The following is a 21,583-nucleotide window of genomic DNA, read 5'->3' as shown; positions in this document are numbered from 1 at the left end:
CGGCGCAGACTTAACAAAAAAAGGGCGATTAAGACTCTACACCGGCACGCAAACATCTGGCGCACACACCCCCGGAAACTCAAGGGTTTTCACCCTCAGTGTGTCCAGTTCTACGCGCCGAATCGCATGATTGTTTGTATCGGCAATGTATAAATAGGAACCGAGAACACTCAAACCGGCAGGCTCACTGAAGCGAGTTTCCTCGCCTACACCATCTTGCAAGCCGGCCACTCCATCCCCTAAAACAGAGAGGCAAATTCCAGTCTTTGCATCAACCCGCTTGATTTTGTGGTTGTAACTATCTGCCACCCAAAGGAAACCGCCGGCATATTCCACCCCCAAGCAATGCTGCAACCGCACATCCAAGCCTTGAGCATCTTTGTCGCCGAAACCGAAGAGTTCGCCGCTGCCGCAAACGGTTCGCACTTTGGCATTTTCTCCCAAGCCAACGGCGCGAATTGAACTGATTTCGCTGTCTGCAACGAAAAGTTCTTCCCCGTCGGTGGTAATGCCGCTGGGTTGTGCAAAGGCAGATTCTGTTAAATCACCATCAATGCAAAATTCTCTGCCGGTGCCGGCATAGGTGCCGATCATGCCGGTGTCTAGTTGCATTTCCCAAATTTGATGAGGGCCGGCCATTGCAATAAATAGGTGATTTTCCACCCGTTGCAAATCCCACGGAGAATTTAAAGCAGTTTGCAAACCGGCACCACTGTGCGGATGAATGTTGTGGCTTTGTTCGCCAGTGCCGGCAATCGTTGCAACAGTTTGATTCTGCAAGTCAATTTGCCGCAGCGCATGATTTTCCGTATCCGCAACATAGAGAATTTGATTTTCCGCATCCAGCGCCATGCCTTGCGGTGCAAAAAACTGTGCTTCGGTGAAGGAACCATCGGTTAATCCGGGAGTGCCGGTGCCGATGATGTGCAAAACTTTGCCATCCAAGGTGCTAATAACGAGCCGGTGATGACCAGAATCTGCAATAAATAGGCAATCCTGACTCGCCAGAACCTTTCCGGGGAAAGCCAAAGGCGTCACCAACGGTTTGCGCTGCTTCTCCAAACTGAGGCTGAGTTCCTGAAAATTGATCGTGCCGGCATCCTTGTGTTGCTGGATTAATTTGCCAATCAGTTCATCTAACGCATCTCGGTTGCCTTCGCCGGCAACGTAACCGATGACGTAACCTTGTGGATCAATCACCATCAAAGTGGGCCAAGCGCGGACAGCATAGCTTTGCCAAACTCTAAATCCGCTATCAACGAGTACCGGATGCTCGATGTCATAACGCAGAATCGCTTGACGAATGTTCTCGACTTCCTTCTCGTTTTCAAATTTGGCAGAGTGAACACCGATGACTGTCAGGGAATCTTTGTATTTTTGCTCCAAATATTTCAACGTTGGCAGCACGTGCACGCAGTTAATGCAGCAATACGTCCAAAAGTCAAGAATCACAACTCGCCCTTTTAGCTGTTGCAGGGATAGAGGGCGATCTGTGTTCAGCCAGGGGTAATTCTGGGGAAGTTCAGGTGCTCTGACGCGGGGTGTGGTGGTCATGATCCATTCATGCAGAAACTTTACATTTCTTTACTTTAACGAATTTTCAATTTTGCCCAAAAAACACGCTTACTAGCGGTTACTGTCTCCTGAAATAAAAAAATCTCATATCTGATTTACATTAGAAAATGGTTACAATTAAGCTGATAATTATCAAAATAATCTATAAAATGTTTTTTGTTGGACGTGCGCTTGTCTTTCAACTCCTCAAGCGCCTGATCACAATGAAATTTCCCGATATCCAGTGGATTTCCACAAAAGAATTGGCGCAGTGGCTAGAAGATCCTGCACAGTTAAAGCCGATTTTACTCGATGCTCGAACTGAGGCGGAGTATACGGTGAGTCATCTAAAAGCAGCGCAGCGGATTGATCCAAAGGTTCCTGATTGTGCGGCATTTGAAGAAATTGCTTTTGATCAGCCGGTTGTTGTTTATTGTTCAGTTGGGTATCGCAGTGCCGGTGTTGTTCAAAAGCTTCAAGAAGCTGGATTTCATCACGTTTATAATTTGGAAGGGAGCATCTTTAAATGGGCAAATGAAAACCGGCCAATTTTTAAAGAAGGGTTGCCGGCACAATTAGTACATCCCTACGATGCCTTTTGGGGGAAATTAGTTGAATGCCGGTGTCGCGCTGCTATTGATTACTGAATATCTCCCTAAATCCCCCTTGAGAAGGGGGACTTCGATAGTCGTTATTTGTACGATGAATAAAGCGATAGCGAACCCTCCGTTTCACTTCGCCCATCTAATCTTTATTAAGACTTGTTATTTCCGCCAATCAGGAGAACTACTATCCATGAACTCAGCGGATCGCACTACAGAAGTTACGAGTAAGCCTGAAAGACGTTATGAGCTTGATTGGCTTAGGGTACTAGCAGTTTTACTTCTAATTTATTTTCATACCGCTGCAATTTTTTATCGTGGCAATCTTGGGGAATTTTATGTAAAAAATGACGTAGCAAGTCCGGCAATGCAGTTATTTATCACATTTGTTCACCAATGGCATATGCCGCTTTTTTTCTTAGTGTCGGGATCATCCACTTGGTTCGCACTTTCGTTTCGCACCGGCAGCGAATATATTAAAGAACGCTTGAAACGACTTTTCATCCCATTCTTATTTGGAACTTTAGTCATTGTTCCCCCTCAAGTCTATTACCGGCTTTTAAGCAACCCTGACTATCAAGCCTCTTACTTGCAGTTTTATCCTCAATTTTTTAATGGCATTCGTCCCCAAGGAAATTTTGAATGGGCGCATCTTTGGTTTTTAATTTATCTATTAGTTTTTTCTTTAATTGCACTGCCCCTATTCCTTCATTTGAAAAAGAAAGAAACTCAGGCTGTAATTCCAAAGATTGCCAATTTTTTAGAAAAGCCAGGAGCAATCTTTTTATTAGCAATTCCCCTGGCCATTATTGAAGGCGCTTTACGTCCCAGATGGCCCGGTTTACAAAATCTCTATGATGATTGGGCAAATTTTTGTTTATATCTTCTTTATTTTATTTATGGCTATCTCCTCTGTTCCGATTCGAGATTCAAGCAAGCGATTGATAAAAACTTAAACGTGTCTGTCATTCTTGCAGTTGCCGGCATGACAGTGCTTTTGTTTTTATGGGGAACTGATACCGTTCCCGAACAGGGTTACTCATGGGAATATGTCGGTTATCAACTATTTCGCGGATTTAATTCTTGGTGTTGGGTAATTGCTCTGCTCGGTTTAGCTCAACGCTATTTAAATTTCAACAATCGTTTGCTGCAATATGCAAGTGCTGCTTGTTACCCGTTTTATATTCTTCATCAAACGGTTGTTGTGGCAATTGGCTTTTATGTCGTGCAATGGAATACCGGCATAATGGAGAAATTTTGGATAATCAGCACAGCGTCGCTTTTAGGAACCATTATCCTGTACGATCTATTCGTCAAGCGAATTAATCTCGCGCGATTTATGTTTGGGTTAAAGCCAATTAATTCTGAGCCGGCGATATCTCAAGAAAAGGCATCCTCCACCCAGTAGAAATCTTGCATAACTGTGCAAACAATATAATTAATAAAACATTTTATAATGTCTCGCGTTTCTATCATCATTCCTACCCTAAATGAAGCAACCAGCCTGGGACGCACCTTGCGTTGCCTTCAGGCACTCGATCCTGCCGCTTGGGAAGTGATTGTGGTGGATGGTGGCAGTGAAGATAAAACAGTCGAAATTGCTAAAGCTGCTGGAGTGCCGGTTGAAATATGTGATCGGCGGGGACGATCCATTCAAATGAATCAAGGCGCAAAAGTTGCCACCGGCGATATCCTTTGTTTCTTACACGCAGATACTTGGATTCCAGATGATTTAATCGCAGTGATCCAGCAAACTTTAGCGGATGAAAAAGTTGTTGCTGGGGGATTTATTGCGCTGATGGCCGGCACTCAAACAACGAGATGGGGAATTTCTTTACATAATTATATCAAAACTTACTACGCGCCGCTACTTTTTAAACCGCATCTATTTGTTAAAGGATTGCGTCTCTTATTCGGTGATCAAGTAATCTTTTGCCGCCGACATGAGTTTTGGGAGTGTGCCGGTTTTGATGAAAATCTTCCGATTATGGAGGATGGGGATCTATGCCTCAAACTTGTTCAGAAAGGAAAAATTCGCTTAGTAAACCGCATCGTTCAAACTTCAGACCGGCGCGTGGCGAAATGGGGTTCTCTCAAAGCAACAAGAATCTACCTTTACATTGGCTTTCTCTGGGGATTTGGTGCTTCTGCAACTTATTTAAAACAATTCTATGAAGACATCCGTTGATTGAGATTCCAGTCATAATATAAATAAGAGATTGGCGTTTCAGAAGTTATCGGTAAATCTTCTATCAAGTAAGAGCGAATATATTCTTGAACAGAAGGAGCAAGTTTCAGAAAATCCTTGCGATACCACTTTAAAATTTGGCTACAGTAAAGCGTCTTATCCTGAGAATCATAACGAACTTTTTCTGGATTATTAATAAATCGGCGCACGTCATCTTCTAACTGCTCTTGCACGCGTTCTGGCCAATATGCTTCATTTCTTAATAAGGGACATCCAATAGAAGCGCAGACAATACTAAAATGAATTCGGGGTTCATTTAATTGATCCCGTAAAATTTTATTTTCAATTTGAGCAAGGCTATAACGATTGCCGGCAAACGAATAAGCCGGACGAGAAAAGAACCACAAAAAGGCAATCCAGTTAGGCATTCCTAGAATTTTAGGCCGAATCGAATCAATCGGGTATCGTTCTAGAATCGTGGAAATTGTAAAAGCATTGTAAAGATTAATCCATAAGGCTAATTGCTCATTAAAGTTAAGATCGAGTTGAGTAGCCGGCTGCGCTAAATTCGACAGCCAGCCGGCAAGCGTTTGAGGTTGCTCATTTTTCCAAGCTAGATAGTCTACCCGTCCCTGATCATCAACATACCGGCGCAGAAGTGCATCCCAAGGGGAAAAGTCAATCATAGAAGTTAGGCTGATAAGATTCCTTTATTTACTTTACCTGCTTTTTACAGTCTGTTTAAACTGTTTAAAATTCATAGAAAAGCGTACTCAACTAATAGATAATTCCCTTATAATGTAATTTAAAACTTATGGCAAAATAAACAACATGAAGAAAAAATATATTTTTTTGGGAGTGACGCTGAGTTTTGTCAGCATTGCCGGCTCCAATGCTACCGCGCAACAACTCGAATGTTTTGGGAGAATTTGTGTTAATCCAGAAAGCGTTAGTTTCAACCAGTCCCGCTTTCCAGGTGCCCCTTCCTATGAAGTTAGGGAATTTTATGGAACCACAGAATATAACAACGGCCCTGTTGTATCAGAGATGGAAGTAGACTGCGAAGAAAGACAATTTAGAACCGTCAGAGTCAAAAATGGCCGGCGCTGGCGAACCTCAGATCCCCGGTGGACTTTGGTAGGAGAAAATGATACAGAAAGCGACTTGGGAAACCTGGTTAACTATATTTGCGAAATGCCTCTTGACGAGTGACGTGAGAGGAAGGTGTAAAAAAATTATCTTAATCTAAGCAACAAAATAATCTTTTGATAAAGCCCGCCTGTGCGGGCTTTTTTCGGATAACTTCAGACTTCAACCGGCAAGCAATCGGGAATTACATCCCCATAATTGCGTAACCGGCATCCACATACAGAACTTGGCCGGTGATGCCACTCGCCAAATCACTGCATAGGAAAGCCGCCGTATTTCCCACTTCTAATTGCGTCACAGTGCGACGTAGGGGCGCAATTTCTTCAACATGGTGAATCATATCCAAAATGCCGCCAACCGCCGAAGAAGCCAGCGTACGAATCGGGCCGGCAGAAATCGCATTCACCCGAACCTGTTGCGGGCCAAGTTCAGCCGCCAGATAACGCACATTCATTTCCAGCGCCGCCTTCGCAATTCCCATCACATTGTAGTTAGGAATCACCCGCACACCGCCCAAATAAGTCAGCGTGACAATACTGCCGCCTTCTGTCATTAATGGTTTAGCCGCCGCAGCTAGCTGAACCAGCGAATAGGCACTGATTTCCAAAGCTTGGGTAAAACCGGCCCGCGAAGTCTTGCTAAAGTCGCCAGTGAGTTCATCCTTGCCGGCAAACGCCAGACAATGAATCAAAATATCTAACTTGCCCCACTTCTCGCGCACAGTCTCAAAAGTAGACTGGATTTGGGCATCATCTTGGACATTACAGGGGACAAACAGGTTAGGGTTGAGCGGTTCCACCAGTTCGGCCACCTTTTTCTCCATACGCCCCTTTTCATCGGGCAAATAGGTGATGCCGAGATTCGCACCCGCTTTGTGTAGCTGTTGAGCAATCCCCCAAGCAATTGAACGGTTGTTGGCAATGCCGGTGACAAGGGCATTTTTTCCGGTTAAATCTAGCATAGTTATCAATCTGAGAGCAATTTGCAGGCCACATAAAGCCCAAAGAGCCAATAATAACTGAGTTAGTGTTACCTAGCACCAGAAAAGACCCCCAGATGTCCCAGGTTCTCGCTAAGATAATGGTCAAGCTTTAAACACAAACCAGCGACCCCGGCAGCAGAGCATTTTTACTTAGTTCAGTTTGCCCCCAATTGCCTATTCATTCGTGGCTCCTTCAAAATTATGTATCGCTTTGTACAAAAAAACACCGGAGAGTAGGATTATGTGTTCTAAAGTCAGACAACGATCGCAATAAGTTACTTCGTCGAGTAGTTATCGGGCAAAGTCTCTAGGGCACGGGTGAAAGGTAATGGATATGGTCATGACGCAAGATAGACCGCTAGCCGCTGTATTCCGTCAAATAGGAGGTGGGGCGTTTCCGCCGGTGGTGGAAACCTACGAACGGGGTAAAACAATCTTTTTTCCCGGAGATCCCGCAGAACGGGTTTATTTTCTCCTCAAAGGCGCGGTGAAGCTTTCCAGAGTTTATGAGGCTGGAGAGGAAATTACCGTTGCCTTGTTGCGAGAAAATAGCGTGTTTGGGGTGCTGTCCCTGATTACGGGACATCGTTCAGATAGGTTTTACCATGCAGTCGCCTTTACGCCGGTGGAACTGCTCTCAGTACCCATTGAACAAGTCGAGAAGGCACTCAAAGACGATCCCGAGTTGTCAATGGTGATGTTGCGAGGACTTTCCTCTCGGATCTTGCAAACCGAGATGATGATTGAAACCCTAGCGCACCGAGATATGGGTTCGCGCCTTGTCAGCTTTCTGCTGATTTTGTGCCGGGATTTTGGTGTTCCCAGCACCGAGGGGATTACGATTGACCTGAAGCTTTCTCATCAAGCCATCGCAGAAGCCATTGGCTCAACACGAGTCACCGTCACCCGGTTACTGGGAGATTTGCGGCAGGAAAAAATGATCTCCATCCACAAGAAAAAGATTACAGTCCACAACCCAGTCGCTTTAAGCCAGCAGTTTACCTAATTCATGACTTCGGCATTCGCGTTCCACTAAATGAGGGGCGTGAGGGTAAGCCGTTAGCTGGCAAGTGTAGCCTATACAAAGTGAATTTTCAGTTGGCACAATTCGCTCCTCGCTACTATAAAAGGGTGTTTGGTTTCACCCTTTGCTTCGGACTTTTCACCCTATAGCGCTACTCTACTTTCGTCCTTAGCCTCTATCTCAGTGGTTGGGAAAAAATTGCTAGCAAACATCCTTTGGCAACTCCTTCGGGAATTACTGATCTAGTGTGTCGCGGAAACGTTAGGCTGTATCTTGGTTTGCTGTAGCTTTGTACTGAAGGGCTTCCCGACAGGTAGATGACCATTGGATACATCCTGATTGTGGCAATTTTATTGTTGGGGGGGGTACTCGCAACAGCCGGTGATCGCATTGGCACGAAAGTTGGAAAGGCGCGATTGAGCCTATTCAATCTCCGTCCCAAGAAAACAGCGACTTTAGTTACGATTGTTACCGGCGTTACCATTTCCGCCTCAACTCTGGGAATTTTATTTGCCACAAGCAAGCCATTACGCAAAGGTATTTTTGAATACGATCAGATTCAAGAAAACATTAGAAAAACCCGTAAAGACCTAGAAAAAGCCAATATTGAAAAAACGAAAGTAGAGGCTGAGTTAAGCAAATCCCAAGCCGAGCAATCAGCGGCTCAGCAACGCTTAAATGCAACAAATTGGTCATTGCAAGCTGCCCTCGGAAAACTGGATGACGCGGCTGACGAACTAGCCGCGAAAGAGCAGCAATTGAAAAACTCTCAAAACCAACTGAGTCAAACAATCGCTCAGAAGGAAGCGCTGAAAGAAGAAATTAAACAACGTCAAGCTGAACGCCAAGCGCTGCTCGATCAGTTGGAGCAAGGAAAAGTTCAAATTGCTCAACAGAATCAAAGGATTAATGAAAAAAATCAAGAGATTCAGCAACAAAATCAAAATATTGAGCGGAAAAACCAAGTAATCGATCAGCAAAATCTAGATATTGCGCGACAAAATCAAGAAATAGAACAGACGAACCAATTGCTTGCTCAGCAGAATCAGCAAATTGAGCAAACGACCCAAGAACTCGCTCGAAAAAACCAGGAGATTGAGCAAACCAACCTAGAACTTGCCAGAAGAAACCAAGAGATTGAGCAAACCAACCTAGAACTTGCCAGAAGAAACCAAGAGATTGAGCAAACCAACCTAGAGCTTGCTCGAAAAAATAAAGAAATTGAGCAAAAAAATCAATTGCTAGCTCAGCAAGAAAATCAGCTTAAGCAATTGGAAAGTCAACAGGCTTTCTTACAACAAGAAGTGCAACTTTTGGAACGAGAGTTTCAACAGTTGCAAGTCGGGACAATTGTTCTGCGACGCGGGCAAGTGCTAACTTCTGCTGTTGTCCAAATCGTCGATCCCTCAGCCGGCCCTCAAGCGGTGGAGAAACTTTTGCAGCAAGCGAACGCATCTGCTATCAAGATTGCTCAACCTGGGACAGATGATGTTAATGAACAGGTGGTTCAAATTGCGCCGGCTCAAATTGAGGAATTAATCGCTCAAATTAGTGATGGTGAGGAGTATGTCATCAGAATTCTCTCAGCAGCTAATTACTTATTGGGAGAAACGCGGGTGCAAGTCTTTGTGGATGCAGCCCGCAATCGAGTTGTGTTTATGCCAGGAGATGTGGTGGCGGCAACTTCTGTTGATCCCAAAACAATGAGATTGGAACAGATGCGGGAGCGGATTGAGCTGCTGCTAGCTGCTTCTAGTTTTCGAGCGCGTCGGGTGGGTATTCTGGCTGATACGGTTCAAATTGGAGACGGTAGCATTCAAACTCTAATTCGCTTTTTTGAGGAACTTCAGCAGCAAAATCAACCCGTGGATGTGAAAGCGATCGCGTCACAGATGACATACACAGCCGGCCCTCTGAAGGTGGAATTGGTGGCGATTAAGGATGGAAAGGTGCTGTTTCAGACGTGCCGGCCTGGTTCTGCAAGTAGGCAAGATTGTACTTAATCACTATTTTTTTGAAACACGACCGAAGTCCAAGCGCTTCGCGTATCGTTGATCTTGGCACAGCAAAAAATATCCTCACAATTATGAAGAAAATTAAGGTAAAAGTAAGAAGGTAAAAGAGAAGATTCATGTCTTCTTTTTTCTGTTCTCGCCGGCTCTCTCCCTGGAAAGTTATGATTAATCCTCCTGAAAGAATATTAGGTTTTGATCCCGGACGCCTCAAGTGTGGCGTTGCTGTAATGGGGGTAAATGGCAAGGTATTTCTACATCAAGTTGTGCCGTCAGAGAAGGCGATCTCAACAATCCAATCTCTGTGTCAAGAATATCCCACCGGCTTATTGGTCATGGGAGATCAAACCACCGCGAAATCTTGGAAAAAACAACTCATTGAGGCACTACCGGCCTCAGTGGAAATTGTGATGGTAGATGAGCGCTACAGCAGCTTAGAGGCGCGGGATCGTTACTGGGAAATGTATCCCCCTGCCGGCTTGTCACGCCTGATCCCCAAAGGAATGCGAGAGCCTCCCCGTCCGGTGGATGACATTGTCGCCATCGTTTTAATCGAACGATATTTAAAACTCCAGAGCCGGTAAAACCAGCCGCCGCAGCCCCTAAGCCTATGCCCCATGCCCTATGCCCCATGCCCCATGCCCCATGCCCTATGCCCCATGCCCCATGCCCCATGCCCCATGCCCCATGCCCCCTCTTAAAGCTCCGCCCGAATCGTAAACGAGTAATCACCCCCAGGTTCTAACTGGTAGTCCCATTTTTCCAAGAAGCGTCCTAGCGGTTCCTGAATTAAAGCTCGTCCGCTGGAAGGCTCAATGGCAAGTTGGCCACGTTTGAAACACCATTGAAATTGCCACGCATAGGAGCCGGCAATCACTTCTCCTTCGATCGTGCCTTGTTGCCAAGACTGTTGAGTGACCCGAACATGGGCCGTTGTTTTTGGGAGACGGTTATAACTCATACAAAATCCGTCTGTATAGATGCTATTTACAAGCAGCCGAAATTTAGGTGAAGAAAAAAAAAGCCCGCATCTACAGACTTTTATTGATTAGCAATTACCCGGATATTTATGCACCATCACTGGTGACCGTACGATTATTGTAAAAATTCATTGCTTTTTCCACACCCTGCTTGAGACTGAGTTCCACGGCGTCCACAACGAGTTGCAGAACTTCTGACATTAACTTCGTTTCAGCCGGCGAAAATTTGCCAAGAACGTGAGAAATAGCAGGATCACCCTCATTTTCAGCCGGCTTGCCAATTCCAATTCGCAGACGGGGGAAATTTTGGGTGCCCAGATGAGAGATCGTAGACTTCATCCCATTATGACCGCCGGCAGACCCAGACAGCCGCAACCGCAGCCGGCCCACCGGCAAATCCATATCGTCATAAATCACCAGCACCGACTCTGCCGGCAGCTTATACCAATCCGTCACCGCTCGAATCGCTTGGCCAGAGCGATTCATGTAGGTAAGCGGCTTGAGCAGGCGAATTTTATTGCCTTTTAAACTTTGTCCTTCCCCAAAAGCTGCCTGAAACTTGCGATTTTCAGCCAAGGGAATCTGCCAAGAACTGGCTAAGGCGTCAACAGCGGCAAAGCCGATATTGTGCCGCGTTCGATCATATTTTGGCTCTGGATTCCCCAAACCCACGATCAGTTGGGGAATTACCAAAGCCGGTGATGCCGTTGCTTCTGTCATTACACTTCAGTCTTTAAATCTTGAGAAGAAGGCAAAGGGCCAAAGGCCGAATTCATCCTTCATCCTTCATTTTTTCCCAATATCCCTAGCCTTGCTCAGATGTGCCGGTTATTTTCTCAGATTTAGCCGGCGCAGTCGTTGCTTGCTCGATTTCCTCAACTTCCCGCTTAAACTCTGACTCAAACTCACTAGAAGCTTGCTGAAAGCCTCGAATCGCCTTACCCATACTGCGACCGATTTCTGGCAATTTTTTGGGGCCAAATACCAACAAGGCGAGTACCATAATCACCGCCATCTCCGGCAAGCCAATCCCAAAAATATTCACGCGCCTTCCTCCTGCGACTTCTCGCTCTAGTATAAAACCGACAAAAAAATCCCGGTCTAGCCGGGAAACAATATCACAAGCCTAACGAATAAATTCCTGGCTTTCCAAACGTGGAGTTAATAATGTTTCGTGGCGAGTGGCTGGGGAGGCGCACTTGCTCTCTCGCTACACTGCCACAGCATCAACTAGCCGCCTAGACTTCTCCAATCCACATCGACGTTCTGAATCAGCAGTGAGGAGTTGTAGAGTTGCAGAATGATCAGCAAGAATACGAAAAATAGACCCATAAACACAGCCATCAATGGCGTTGTGCCCCAACCGGGTGCTACTTTACCATACTCGGAGTTAAGGGGTCTGAGGATTTCTCCCAACCTAGTCCGTTGTGCCATAAGTCACCTATGAAGAGTCTCGACAGAAGTTTTTAACGTTTTGTAAAATTGTATAAGATTAACACTCATAATTTATTTATCAGATGGAACCCGCAACAGTTCTTAGCATTTCGATTTGCGCCATCTTGGTCGCCATGACCGGCTTTTCAATCTACACGGCTTTTGGCCCACCTTCTAAGGACTTAGCCGATCCATTTGAGGATCACGAAGACTAAAATACCGCCCTGGCACCCGCTGTGCCTAGGTTTCAGCAAATGTGTTCCCTGACTTGCTGCTCAAAACAAAACGTTTTTGAGAGCGTCTAAAATCACCCAACAAGCCTAGCCGATTACGAGGACATCGGCTGGACTTATTTTTTATGAAAAATTTTTTTATCAGTCTAATAAGCTGGTATCGCTTGTCAGTGGTGAGTTTGTCAGGTTCTTCCAATGGACGAAACTGATTAAAATAAACAATTGATTTAAGGAATTTTATATAGAAACCGGCATTTGACTTTTTCACCCTCTCGTGAAGCCGGCAGGCATGGGCGAGCGGGAAACCCACTTCGAGCGCACTAATATCTTCAAGCGATAAATCCGGCTGAGCCGGCACCTAAGCCACTTTTCGCTCTGCTCCCTCATCCGGTTTCACAACAATCCATAGGCCAGTTTGGGGGTCACGATAAGTGGTATAGGGATTTTGACGCAGTTTCTTCTCGCTGTTGGCCATGTTAAAGCGCTCCTCTATCTCTTAATAATCATCCTAGGTTTTTTAAAGATATTGTAAAGTGACCGCTGCTATCGCAAAATGTGATTTGTGTCAACTAATGATGTGACCGCAGTCTGACCCTTCAAGCGTCTAACCACTCACTGGCTAATCACACCCACTCCTCTGTCAAGTCTGTCGTTGAGAGGCAGAAGACAAACGTTGGTAGGGATCGTGTGTTAAGTTTTCTATTGGACTCACCGGCAGCAGCAAAGCAATCTGCTCAATGAAATGCTGCCGGCGAAACCGCGCACAACAGGAGATAGGGAATGCTGAAAAATCGTGAAGGGGAAAGAGTTCCCAGCATCACTTTCAAGACCCGCCAGAATGATAAATGGGTTGATATCACGACTGACGAGCTGTTTGCGGGTAAAACCGTAATTGTTTTTGCCCTTCCCGGCGCTTTTACGCCGACTTGCTCTTCTACGCACGTTCCGGGTTATAACGAACTCGCAAAAGTTTTTAGGGAAAATGGCGTAGATGAAATCGTCTGCGTCTCAGTCAATGACACTTTTGTGATGAATGAGTGGAAGAAAACTCAAGCAGCAGAAAACATCACGTTTCTTCCCGATGGCAATGGCGAATTTAGCGCCCAAATGGGGATGCTAGTTGATAAAGATGACCTAGGTTTCGGTAAACGTTCTTGGCGCTATTCCATGTTAGTCAAGGATGGTGTCATCGAAAAGATGTTTATTGAACCGGAAGTCGCGGGAGATCCGTTTGAAGTGTCTGATGCAGAGACAATGCTGCGCTACATTAATCCCAATGCAGCAAAACCTCAAATGGTTTCTTTATTCACCAAAGTCGGTTGTCCTTTCTGTGCTCGCGCGAAAGCGGCGCTGAAGGAACACAACATCGATTTTGAGGAAATTGTTTTGGGTCCAGAAATCACCAATCGCTCCCTGCGGGCAGTTGCCGGTGCGACTACAGTTCCGCAAGTCTTTGTTGATGGTAAGCTAATCGGCGGATCTGACGCTCTTGACGCGTATTTTCGCAGTCTTGCTGGGTGATTGAATGAGGGCTTTTTAACCATCAATTGCAATTTTTAGAAGCCCCGAACATCTCCCCACAACCATGCTGGGGAGTTTTTTTTAACCCTGTTGGGGGAGAACTTATATCAAATCCGGTTAAGTCAGACTCTTTTTTTGCGGAGCGAAACGCAGTTGGCAATTCGGGCGGGTGTCTCTGTCGCAACCGATTTTTTTAGTCGCCAACCCTAACCGGATTTAGTATTACTAGAGTTCTGTTTAATGATCCTTCCTTGAAATATAAACCGGCCACACCGTGAAGGAAACAATTCAAACCGTTTGTAAAGAAGTCTGCTTTGGGAATCGGGCAATTAAGCGGCTCAATGACCCGGTTAACACGGGATAGCGATCCCATTTGTTGAGTTAGAATTTGGCTTTCAATTCTAAGAATTCCTAAAAAGCTGCTGTGAGATGAACGATTGTTCACTCATGTTAAAGCAATTGATGACCGGCAAGCTGTCAAGATTGCTCCTAGTAGCCAAAAAGATCGCCCATCAGATGGAAAAAATCTGCGTGATCGCAATCTCAACATCGGCAAAAGCTAACGGGGAGATTGTTTCAATCGACGAAAACTCTATCTTTTGCTGATAATCTTCTAACGCTGGCGAACGATAAACAATCAGCTTCCTGCCGGCAACATCAACGACCCAATATTCTGGTATATTCTCTCGCGCATAAATTCTTTTCTTAACTGAAGTATCGCGTTCTAGCGTGGACTTGGAAACTTCAATCAACAATAAAATATCGGTGGGAAATGGGTGATGCTCTAGATACTGTGAACGCGGTAATTTAGGGATGACGATATCCGGTTCCGGTTCGGAATTTGACAAAGTGATTGGCTTGTTTTCTCTGACATACGCCCGCCCCTCTGTTAAGCGTTCCAGACTTTTGGCTAAATTTTCCTCAAAATAGGTGTGTTCCGTTCCTTCTGCCGGCAGTTCCCAAATCAACCCATCGAGTAGTTCCACGCGGCGCTCGCTCAAAATTCCTGCCGCAATCATCTGATGGTAATCTTCTATTGAAAAATGTGCAATTTCCTGAGTAGTGGTGATCATCTCGCCTCATTCTCCTCAATTCAAACAATTCGGTGATAGCGCAACCCGATTTGATTTACCCTCCCTCATTATTGACGATAGCACTGAGAAATCATTGTGCAAACTATCTCACGCACTTCACCCTCACCGCCTGAACCTCTAGATATTACTAATGTCATGCGTACCTGGGACACAAAATCACTGCTTTAGAACAAAAGGCAGTACCTATAGGGCAATAAGGGCAGTAAGCGAATTACGCCTAAGTAGGTGGCGCTGCCGGTACAAGCAAGGGGACTGAATTAGGGGAGGAGGATTATCCTAGTTAACGTACGGTTTACCGAGTTTTACAGCCAATTATTGAGATGCAAAAGCAAACCCAAAGTGTCAGCAGTAGGGGATGGAGTGGAGCGCGGCTATCGGTTAAGACTCGTGATGGCAAACATTTATCGCTGGAGTATAGCAATCGCGTTTGGCAATGCGATCATACCCGTGCAGATGTGCTATTGGTAGATAGTCAACTTCTCGGTGTTGCTGAAGGGGTGCGGATGAAACATGAGCCGATTCGGCTGTGTGGGGCGTGTTATGCTGAAGTGCCTTGTCGCAAAATTCAGTTGAAGAAGACGCAGAGCCGTGAGAAGCACGAATTGACTTTACTGCCAGAGTGTCCGAAGTGTAAGGCAAGGTTTAAGATTCCGGGATTGTGGGTTGATGGGTGGTGTCTGCGGTGTTTTATGGGGTTTGGAGAAATAGCGAATTGGCATATAATTGTATAGTTTTAAGCAGTTCTTTATCAAGGTTTTGATTTATTAAAAATGGATTTTTTAAAAATAGATTAATCTTGAATTTGAAATATATTTTCATATTTATAATTGACTAACTACAGGTTAATGTAAAATTATTAAAAGTAGTACAGTTTTTTTGATAATGCTTGAATTTAAGTCGAAAAGTAAAAATAAAAAATCACCTACGGTACTCGATATCTTTTGCGGTGCAGGTGGGATGAGCTTAGGCTTTCAGAATGCTGGCTGTAAAATATTAGGGGGAATTGATAAAAATCCTCATGCAATAAGAACTCATTATAAAAATTTCCCTAGCTGTAAACTAATGTGTGATGCTCAGTCTATCGAATCTATTACTGATTTTAGTAAGCTGGGGTTCAAGCCGGGAGAAATTGATATTTTAATAGGGGGGCCACCCTGCCAAGTATTTTCAGTAGTAGGCATTGGTAAAATGAAATCATTAGGCAAACATATTGAAAGTGATGCCCGCAATTTTTTATATGAAGAGTTTGTTAGATTTGTTAAATACTACAAACCTTTGTTTTTTGTAATTGAAAATGTGAATTATCTCCTCAATCACTGGATATTTTCTAATTTGACAAGAGATCTAGAGAATGGCTCAAGTAGAAAAAACCGTGATTATCCAGGCTATAATCTTAGCTATCAAATTCTCACTGTTTCTGATTACAGGGTTCCTCAAATTCGTAAACGCTTATTCATTGTTGGTAGACGTAAAGATGCGAATCTAGCTTTCGAGTTTCCAGATGCGAATATAGGTTTTCCCGTCTCTGTAGGGGAAGCAATTGGAGATTTACCAGAATTAGAACCTAGATGTTTACCTTTGAAGAGTAAAAACACTGCCCCCAACCAAATTGAATCTCCTAAAGCTTATAATTTTTTCCTCAATCCGAGTCTCAAAAGCTAATGAGAATTCAAGCTAACAATACGGTAAGGAATCATATTTGTCGTTCGCATAAAAATAAGAATTTGTATATATTCAGCATCATGTATCAAGAGGGTAAATATAAAAATATACCTGATAAATTAAAACGCTTGGACTGCAAAGTTACCCAGATCATTTTGTACTTGATGCACCTATAACGAGAATGTTTGAGCTACTTGGGAATTCTGTCCTGCCTCTTTTAGCGGAGATAATAGTTTTAAATAGTTAAGGTACTAAAAAATGGCTGTAGGTAAGCGTTGGTTACGAGATGAACTAATTATCGCAATGAATTTATACTGCAAGCTTCCGTTTGGAAAGCTAGATGAAAAAACACCAATTATTATTGAAGTTGCTAACAAGTTAGGAAGAACACCAAGCAGCCTAAGTATGAAGCTATGTAATTTGGCTTCACTTGATCCTCTATTAAAAGCCAGAGGTGTTCAAGGTCTTCGCAATGCGAGTAAAGCAGACAGAGAAATTTGGCAAGAGTTTTATAACAATTGGGAAGAACTTGGAGTTGAAAGTGAAGAACGGTTTCAAGAACTATTTAAAAATTTAATACCTGAAGAGTATGAACTACCTAACAAACGAAAATTTAATAACCCTATACCGATTACAACACCTAGAAGTCAGCCCACTGGTTCAACAGAAGCAACAGTGAGCGTAAAAGCTCGAATAGGACAGGATTTTTTCCGTAAAACTGTTTTAGCTAACTACAACAGCCGTTGCTGCATTACTGGTAATCCAATTCCCGAACTTTTGGTTGCAAGCCATATACTACCCTGGGGTAGTTACATAGAGCATCGGCTTAATCCTCATAATGGTTTGTGTCTTGCTCGTACTCAAGATACAGCGTTTGACAAGGGGCTGATTACATTTGATGAGGATTATAGACTTATTATTAGTGCATATCTGGAAAGTTTCTTACCGGATGAAACCTTATATCGCAACTTTATCGGTTATTGCGGGCAACAAATACATTTTCCTAACAAATTTCACCCGCACCCTGATTTTATTCGTCGTCATAGAGAAGAAATTTTTATAGGTAAGGAAATTACTAACTAGCAACGAACTACTGAAACAAGTTGACACATATCCAGACTTTGAAACTTGGCGACAGCAGGGTAGGTAGCTTGCGGGTCTAGTCAAACAACTGTTTAGCAAATATCAAAACAGCACCCCTAGTTCTCGGTAAACCCAGTCGATTTTATATGTCTGCTATCGTTCTTGTATACCGCATTTATAAGGCATGGTGATATCTGACCACATGGCAATATTACCAACAAACCTCCTGAATAGGGACAGGGTGAAAAATCCTAAAAGAAAAAAAGTAGTTGGATTCTCTAGCGTTTCAACAAACCTCCCGAATAGGGGCGGGTTGAAGGAAAAATTTTAGGTAATTTAGCATCGCGGACAACAATGTGTCAACACGGATAAATAATGTGACATTCGACAAAAACTAATGGAGAATAGGGAACTCGAATCCCTGACCTCTGCGGTGCGATCGCAGCGCTCTACCAGCTGAGCTAATTCCCCTTACAAGCGAAACCGGCACGCCTGATTTCGTGCCTAAACCATCTTAGCACTAACCAAGAGGACTGTGTGTGAATTTATTGCAAATCTCAGATCTCAACTTGAAAATCACGAGCCGGCTTATCCCGCTTTTTGTTCAATCATCGCTTGCTCATAGTCATGCTGCACCCGATCAAGTTCCAAGTCTGCCAGATAATCTACCGTCCAGCTTGCTTGACGCTGTAGCATATGAAACGGATAAGTATTTGCGACTCCCACTACTTGCATAGTGGCATGGTAAGCCGCCTGAATTCCTGCCGGCGTATCTTCAATAGCCAAACATTCCCAAGGTTTCAGGTCGAGTTCTGGATACTGCTGCTTCAAGCGTTCCACTGCCAGCAAATATCCATCGGGTTCGGGTTTGCTGGTGGTGATATCGTCTCCCGCCACAATTACAGGAAAGTGCTGTGCGAGTTGAGCGCGGTTTAATACCGTTTCAATCTCTACCCGCAGCGCCCCGCTCACCACCCCCAGTTTCAAGCCGGCAGCTTGTAATTTGAAGATAAAGTCTTCCAACCCCGGATAGATAGGCAAAGTTTCCAGTGTTTCCAAGTGTTGCTGATAAGCTTGCGCCTTACGGACAATCAGTTGATTTAAGTAGCCCTCACTCAGAACTCGCCCGCGTGAGGCGAATAACTCGTTAATACAAGCGCGATCACTGCGCCCCAAACAAAACTGCCGGAACTCCCCTCGCTTAGGCCGCAGGTTTTCCTCAATAAATAGCTGCTCAATCAGCTGCTTGTGGATTGGCTCATCGTTGATAATGACACCGTTGAAATCAAATAAAACTGCTTTGAGAGTCATCTGGACTGGGGGCTTGGGAAGGCAAAAGTAAATAGGTTAAGCATAAAAGAAACAAACAGTCAAGAAGCCTTAATACATCCCACTTAACTGAAGGCTGGAGCCGGCAAACCATCTGAATCGGGACTGTCCGAGATGCCGGTTGTATCCGGGCGTACTCGCGCTCTCACGGCTGCTGCATCTTGAGCTGAAAGCGGTTTAACACCCCCACTCACTTGATGCACCCACCACAGATCCTCGGTGCGGGTAGCCTCAAATCCAGCGGCTCCGATCCAAGCATCCAGGCTACCGGCAGCATAGTCTTTGATGTAAGGCTCTTCAAAAATATCAGTTAACCACTCGCTTTGACGCAAAGTTTTTTGACGGCCATCTAATACCATCATCTCGCCGCCTGGAGTAAGCAGCCGAAAGCTTTCGCGGAGGATCGCTTGGGAGACTGCCGGCGGTGTTTCGTGGAACAGCAACGATGCGGTAACTAAATCAAAGGAGGCGTCAGGGAAGCCGGTGGTTTCAGCTTTGCCATGACGCCACTGAATGTTCAATCCAGCTTCTCTGGCTTTATACTCAGCCCTTACCAGCATATAGGGTGACAGATCCAGACCAATGACTTCGGCTTCGGGAAACGCTTGTTTTAACATCAGCGTCGTTGAGCCGGTGCCGCAGCCCAAATCTAAAATCCGTCGAGGCCGGCATCGAATTGCATCAATTAAACCTTGGCGCACCCAAGTTTCATGAGGCGGCATCACATACTGGGTGATGGGATCGTAGGAAACTGCCGCGCCGGCATTCAGATATCCGTTTTGGATACCGTGGAAATTTTGGGTGCTGTAATAGTCGGGATAAGCGAAATCTGGGGCGACAAAGCGAGCGGCTTCAGCTTCCCAATCGATACTTTTATAAAACCGATCAAGTTCGTCGCGATCAATCAGGAGTTGAAACACCGGCGCTAAGAAGCGCTCAAAAATTGTGTCCTTGCGAACCGTCATAAACTTCTTGTTTTTGTAGGAACTGCCGGCGAGCTGCTCAATAAGCATCCCTGTCTTTGATAAAGTTTAATGAATTTTTAAAATGCCGGCTTCCAAGTGAAGGCCACAGTAGCTTTTTTTGCCGATACACTTCCTTCATGTCGTTTCCTCATTGCCCTGTTCCTGTGCTTTCCCACTTTCTCGCCCACTTGATTCAACGTTTTTGGGCTTACCAATATCCTTAACCGAGCTGTATTGCCTCCAGATTTATGCCTTAGCGAATAATTTGAGCGTGGCAAGTCAATTAAAATTATTAGAATTAGAAGCAGATACCCTGATTTACAAAGCAACCTCAGCATTTAAAAAAATAGGTGAGTTCTTTTGTAAAAATATGGTGTGTTAGCGAATACATCTAAAGTCATAATTCACTTTAATCAAAGGAGTAACTTTGTTAGAACAATTTTCTGATATCAGGTGGGACACAATTGTAATCCTTGTGCTTGCCGGCATCGCTCTTGCCGGTGTTGTAGTTGGAGTATTAATTCAAACTGCTATTTCTAATTTTCGGAAGCAAAAACAACCCATCGGTCGCCGAGTTGATACATTTCCTACTTTTAAAGACCCCCTTGGGCCTTCCAGTCACCGCAACCAAATTACCTTGTCTGACGGTGAAAAAGATTATAAATATGAAGAAGTACAGCTCGTTCAGCTCCATGTCAGCAATCAAGGAGACGAAGATTTTGAGGACTTTAAATTTGGTATTACCTTAACTCAAGGCGATGTAGCAATCTATATAGAGTCACAATCACCTGATAGACATCATCAAGTCGAGCAACTTACGCCGCTCACCTTTGGTGAACCAAAGTCTGAAATTGACTTTGTTTTGCGTCCTTTCCAGAAGACAGAGACTTATTCATTCCGTCTGTTAGTTGTCACTTCTGAAATTCACAAAGATCCCGGAGAAATCAAATTTAGCTCACCTGAAAGCGTTCGCTTTGTAGCTTTGCCAACTCTTGTAGAGATCGCAGAAGAGGCAGCTCGTTCGGCTTCAGTAGGATTTGGGCCTTTTTCGATATCTTTGGGCAAATAAGCCTGAACTCAACTTAGGTTGTAAAGCACTTTCATCCCAAAGGCTGATTAAAGTCTTGATTGAACCTGACACGATCATTTTATCGGGCTGTTTTTCAAATTCAAAGCAGCAGAACTTTGCCGTTTACTGAAGGGTCAAAAGATGATAAAACCTTGGATGGTGATTGGAGGTGTTACCTTCATAGTTGCCTTGGGCACTGCGTTGATGAAGCCACGAGATACTATATGGGGTGTACACCTGCGCCGGCCTGATTGGCTAGTTTTTGAGCCGGCTATTCCATTTATTTGGACTATAGTTTTTGTGGCAGGAGCCGCCTCTGCTACGATTGTTTGGGATAAAGATCCAGGCAGCCTCAAAACTTGGCTGCTGATGGGATTATACCTGCTACTGGAGATTGTAACAGTCGCTTATATTCCGATGACCCTCAGACTTCGTAGCCTGAAAATTGGCACAATTCTAGGAGGATCTGGAGTTATTTTAGGCGTTGTACTGGCACTGCTTGCTTGGCCTATTTCAGGATGGGCAGCGGCTTTACTTTTACCTTATTTGCTGTGGAGTCCAGTTGGAACCTATACAACTTGGGAGATGATTCAACTGAATCCTGAGGCAGCATAGTGGGAAAAATACGCGGGCGAGGGCAGGCAAGATGTCTGCCCTTAAATTCTCTCCCGCACTCTCCTGGTTCGGTTATATTTTTTTTGC

The 21,583-nt window shown here is 44.5% G+C and carries 24 protein-coding genes and 1 tRNA gene; 14 read left to right on the top strand and 11 right to left on the bottom strand.

What is annotated here, in order from left to right; translation table 11 throughout:
• Positions 1-36: 36 nt before the first annotated feature.
• Entirely contained in the window at positions 37-1,554 is a 1,518-nt protein-coding gene (locus H6F73_RS16250) for a thioredoxin-like domain-containing protein (RefSeq protein ID WP_190759793.1), read from the bottom strand.
• Between the two features lie 170 nt (positions 1,555-1,724).
• On the opposite strand from H6F73_RS16250, the gene H6F73_RS16245 reads away from it, so the two are divergent.
• From H6F73_RS16245 to H6F73_RS16235, 3 genes are all read left to right on the top strand, one after another.
• Entirely contained in the window at positions 1,725-2,201 is a 477-nt protein-coding gene (locus tag H6F73_RS16245) for a rhodanese-like domain-containing protein (RefSeq protein ID WP_199330625.1), read from the top strand.
• A gap of 148 nt (positions 2,202-2,349) precedes the next feature.
• Positions 2,350-3,564 (top strand): acyltransferase family protein, encoded by a 1,215-nt coding sequence (locus H6F73_RS16240; protein WP_190759791.1) that lies wholly within the window; start codon positions 2,350-2,352, stop codon positions 3,562-3,564.
• A 48-nt stretch (positions 3,565-3,612) separates the two neighbouring features.
• On the top strand, positions 3,613-4,344 hold the full coding sequence (locus H6F73_RS16235; RefSeq protein ID WP_190759790.1) for a TIGR04283 family arsenosugar biosynthesis glycosyltransferase: 732 nt from the start codon (positions 3,613-3,615) through the stop codon (positions 4,342-4,344).
• Here the strand turns inward: H6F73_RS16235 and H6F73_RS16230 are convergent.
• Complete coding sequence (locus H6F73_RS16230) at positions 4,326-5,030, bottom strand: DUF547 domain-containing protein (protein WP_190759789.1); 705 nt, start codon at positions 5,028-5,030, stop codon at positions 4,326-4,328. The genes H6F73_RS16235 and H6F73_RS16230 overlap by 19 nt on opposite strands.
• A 145-nt stretch (positions 5,031-5,175) precedes the next feature.
• Between H6F73_RS16230 and H6F73_RS16225 the strand changes: the two genes are divergently transcribed.
• Complete coding sequence (locus H6F73_RS16225; protein ID WP_190759788.1) at positions 5,176-5,556, top strand: hypothetical protein; 381 nt, start codon at positions 5,176-5,178, stop codon at positions 5,554-5,556.
• 121 nt (positions 5,557-5,677) lie between these two features.
• Here H6F73_RS16225 and fabI read toward each other — a convergent pair whose 3' ends face one another.
• Positions 5,678-6,454, bottom strand: coding sequence for an enoyl-ACP reductase FabI (gene fabI / locus H6F73_RS16220; protein ID WP_190759787.1), 777 nt, complete (start codon positions 6,452-6,454; stop codon positions 5,678-5,680).
• A 355-nt stretch (positions 6,455-6,809) separates the two neighbouring features.
• Between fabI and ntcA the strand changes: the two genes are divergently transcribed.
• The 3 genes from ntcA (at position 6,810) to H6F73_RS16205 (ending at position 10,095) form a co-directional block, all read left to right on the top strand.
• Positions 6,810-7,481, top strand: coding sequence for a global nitrogen regulator NtcA (gene ntcA, locus H6F73_RS16215; RefSeq protein WP_190759786.1), 672 nt, complete (start codon positions 6,810-6,812; stop codon positions 7,479-7,481).
• A gap of 335 nt (positions 7,482-7,816) precedes the next feature.
• The gene (locus H6F73_RS16210; protein ID WP_190759785.1) at positions 7,817-9,502 is read left to right on the top strand and encodes a DUF3084 domain-containing protein; all 1,686 of its coding nucleotides are present in this window, start codon (positions 7,817-7,819) and stop codon (positions 9,500-9,502) included.
• Positions 9,503-9,675: 173 nt separating this feature from the next.
• Positions 9,676-10,095 (top strand): pre-16S rRNA-processing nuclease YqgF, encoded by a 420-nt coding sequence (locus H6F73_RS16205; protein WP_190760050.1) that lies wholly within the window; start codon positions 9,676-9,678, stop codon positions 10,093-10,095.
• Between the two features lie 113 nt (positions 10,096-10,208).
• Here the strand turns inward: H6F73_RS16205 and H6F73_RS16200 are convergent, their stop codons facing one another.
• The 4 genes from H6F73_RS16200 to psbH all read right to left on the bottom strand — a co-directional run bounded on the left by H6F73_RS16200 (position 10,209) and on the right by psbH (position 11,925).
• Positions 10,209-10,472, bottom strand: coding sequence for a DUF3146 family protein (locus H6F73_RS16200; protein ID WP_190759784.1), 264 nt, complete (start codon positions 10,470-10,472; stop codon positions 10,209-10,211).
• Between the two features lie 106 nt (positions 10,473-10,578).
• Entirely contained in the window at positions 10,579-11,211 is a 633-nt protein-coding gene (gene pth, locus H6F73_RS16195; RefSeq protein WP_190759783.1) for an aminoacyl-tRNA hydrolase, read from the bottom strand.
• A gap of 85 nt (positions 11,212-11,296) precedes the next feature.
• A complete protein-coding gene (locus H6F73_RS16190) occupies positions 11,297-11,536 on the bottom strand; it encodes a TatA/E family twin arginine-targeting protein translocase (protein WP_190759782.1) in 240 nt (79 codons plus the stop codon).
• 185 nt (positions 11,537-11,721) lie between these two features.
• Positions 11,722-11,925 (bottom strand): photosystem II reaction center protein PsbH, encoded by a 204-nt coding sequence (psbH, locus tag H6F73_RS16185; RefSeq protein WP_190665460.1) that lies wholly within the window; start codon positions 11,923-11,925, stop codon positions 11,722-11,724.
• Positions 11,926-12,008: 83 nt separating this feature from the next.
• Here psbH and psbN point away from each other — a divergent pair, with 83 nt between their 5' ends.
• Together psbN and H6F73_RS16175 are read left to right on the top strand one after the other, a co-directional pair.
• Entirely contained in the window at positions 12,009-12,140 is a 132-nt protein-coding gene (gene psbN, locus H6F73_RS16180; RefSeq protein ID WP_190759781.1) for a photosystem II reaction center protein PsbN, read from the top strand.
• Positions 12,141-12,938: 798 nt separating this feature from the next.
• Entirely contained in the window at positions 12,939-13,679 is a 741-nt protein-coding gene (locus H6F73_RS16175) for a glutathione peroxidase (protein ID WP_190759780.1), read from the top strand.
• A gap of 512 nt (positions 13,680-14,191) precedes the next feature.
• Here the strand turns inward: H6F73_RS16175 and H6F73_RS16170 are convergent.
• Positions 14,192-14,752 (bottom strand): Uma2 family endonuclease, encoded by a 561-nt coding sequence (locus H6F73_RS16170; protein ID WP_190759779.1) that lies wholly within the window; start codon positions 14,750-14,752, stop codon positions 14,192-14,194.
• A gap of 341 nt (positions 14,753-15,093) precedes the next feature.
• Here H6F73_RS16170 and H6F73_RS16165 point away from each other — a divergent pair, with 341 nt between their 5' ends.
• The 3 genes from H6F73_RS16165 (at position 15,094) to H6F73_RS16155 (ending at position 17,518) form a co-directional block, all read left to right on the top strand.
• On the top strand, positions 15,094-15,504 hold the full coding sequence (locus H6F73_RS16165; protein WP_199330624.1) for a hypothetical protein: 411 nt from the start codon (positions 15,094-15,096) through the stop codon (positions 15,502-15,504).
• Positions 15,505-15,655: 151 nt separating this feature from the next.
• Complete coding sequence (locus H6F73_RS16160) at positions 15,656-16,435, top strand: DNA cytosine methyltransferase (protein WP_199330623.1); 780 nt, start codon at positions 15,656-15,658, stop codon at positions 16,433-16,435.
• A gap of 258 nt (positions 16,436-16,693) precedes the next feature.
• Positions 16,694-17,518, top strand: a complete 825-nt coding sequence (locus tag H6F73_RS16155) for an HNH endonuclease (protein ID WP_190759778.1) — start codon at positions 16,694-16,696, stop codon at positions 17,516-17,518.
• Between the two features lie 398 nt (positions 17,519-17,916).
• Here the strand turns inward: H6F73_RS16155 and H6F73_RS16150 are convergent.
• From H6F73_RS16150 to H6F73_RS16140, 3 genes are all read right to left on the bottom strand, one after another.
• A tRNA-Ala gene (locus tag H6F73_RS16150) sits at positions 17,917-17,989 on the bottom strand.
• A gap of 117 nt (positions 17,990-18,106) precedes the next feature.
• A complete protein-coding gene (locus H6F73_RS16145) occupies positions 18,107-18,829 on the bottom strand; it encodes an HAD family phosphatase (protein WP_190759777.1) in 723 nt (240 codons plus the stop codon).
• An 83-nt stretch (positions 18,830-18,912) separates the two neighbouring features.
• Positions 18,913-19,812 (bottom strand): class I SAM-dependent methyltransferase, encoded by a 900-nt coding sequence (locus H6F73_RS16140; RefSeq protein ID WP_190760048.1) that lies wholly within the window; start codon positions 19,810-19,812, stop codon positions 18,913-18,915.
• 475 nt (positions 19,813-20,287) lie between these two features.
• Between H6F73_RS16140 and H6F73_RS16135 the strand changes: the two genes are divergently transcribed.
• Together H6F73_RS16135 and H6F73_RS16130 are read left to right on the top strand one after the other, a co-directional pair.
• The gene (locus tag H6F73_RS16135; RefSeq protein ID WP_347239554.1) at positions 20,288-20,881 is read left to right on the top strand and encodes a hypothetical protein; all 594 of its coding nucleotides are present in this window, start codon (positions 20,288-20,290) and stop codon (positions 20,879-20,881) included.
• A 141-nt stretch (positions 20,882-21,022) separates the two neighbouring features.
• Positions 21,023-21,496: a tryptophan-rich sensory protein gene (locus H6F73_RS16130; protein ID WP_190759775.1), complete on the top strand. Its 474-nt coding sequence runs from the start codon at positions 21,023-21,025 to the stop codon at positions 21,494-21,496.
• The last annotated feature ends 87 nt before the right edge of the window (positions 21,497-21,583 follow it).

Source organism: Microcoleus sp. FACHB-68 (genome assembly GCF_014695715.1).
Classification (GTDB): Bacteria; Cyanobacteriota; Cyanobacteriia; order Cyanobacteriales; family Oscillatoriaceae; genus FACHB-68.
The sequence above is the reverse complement of the archived record's forward strand: the minus strand, read 5'-3'. Positions and strand labels throughout refer to the sequence as shown.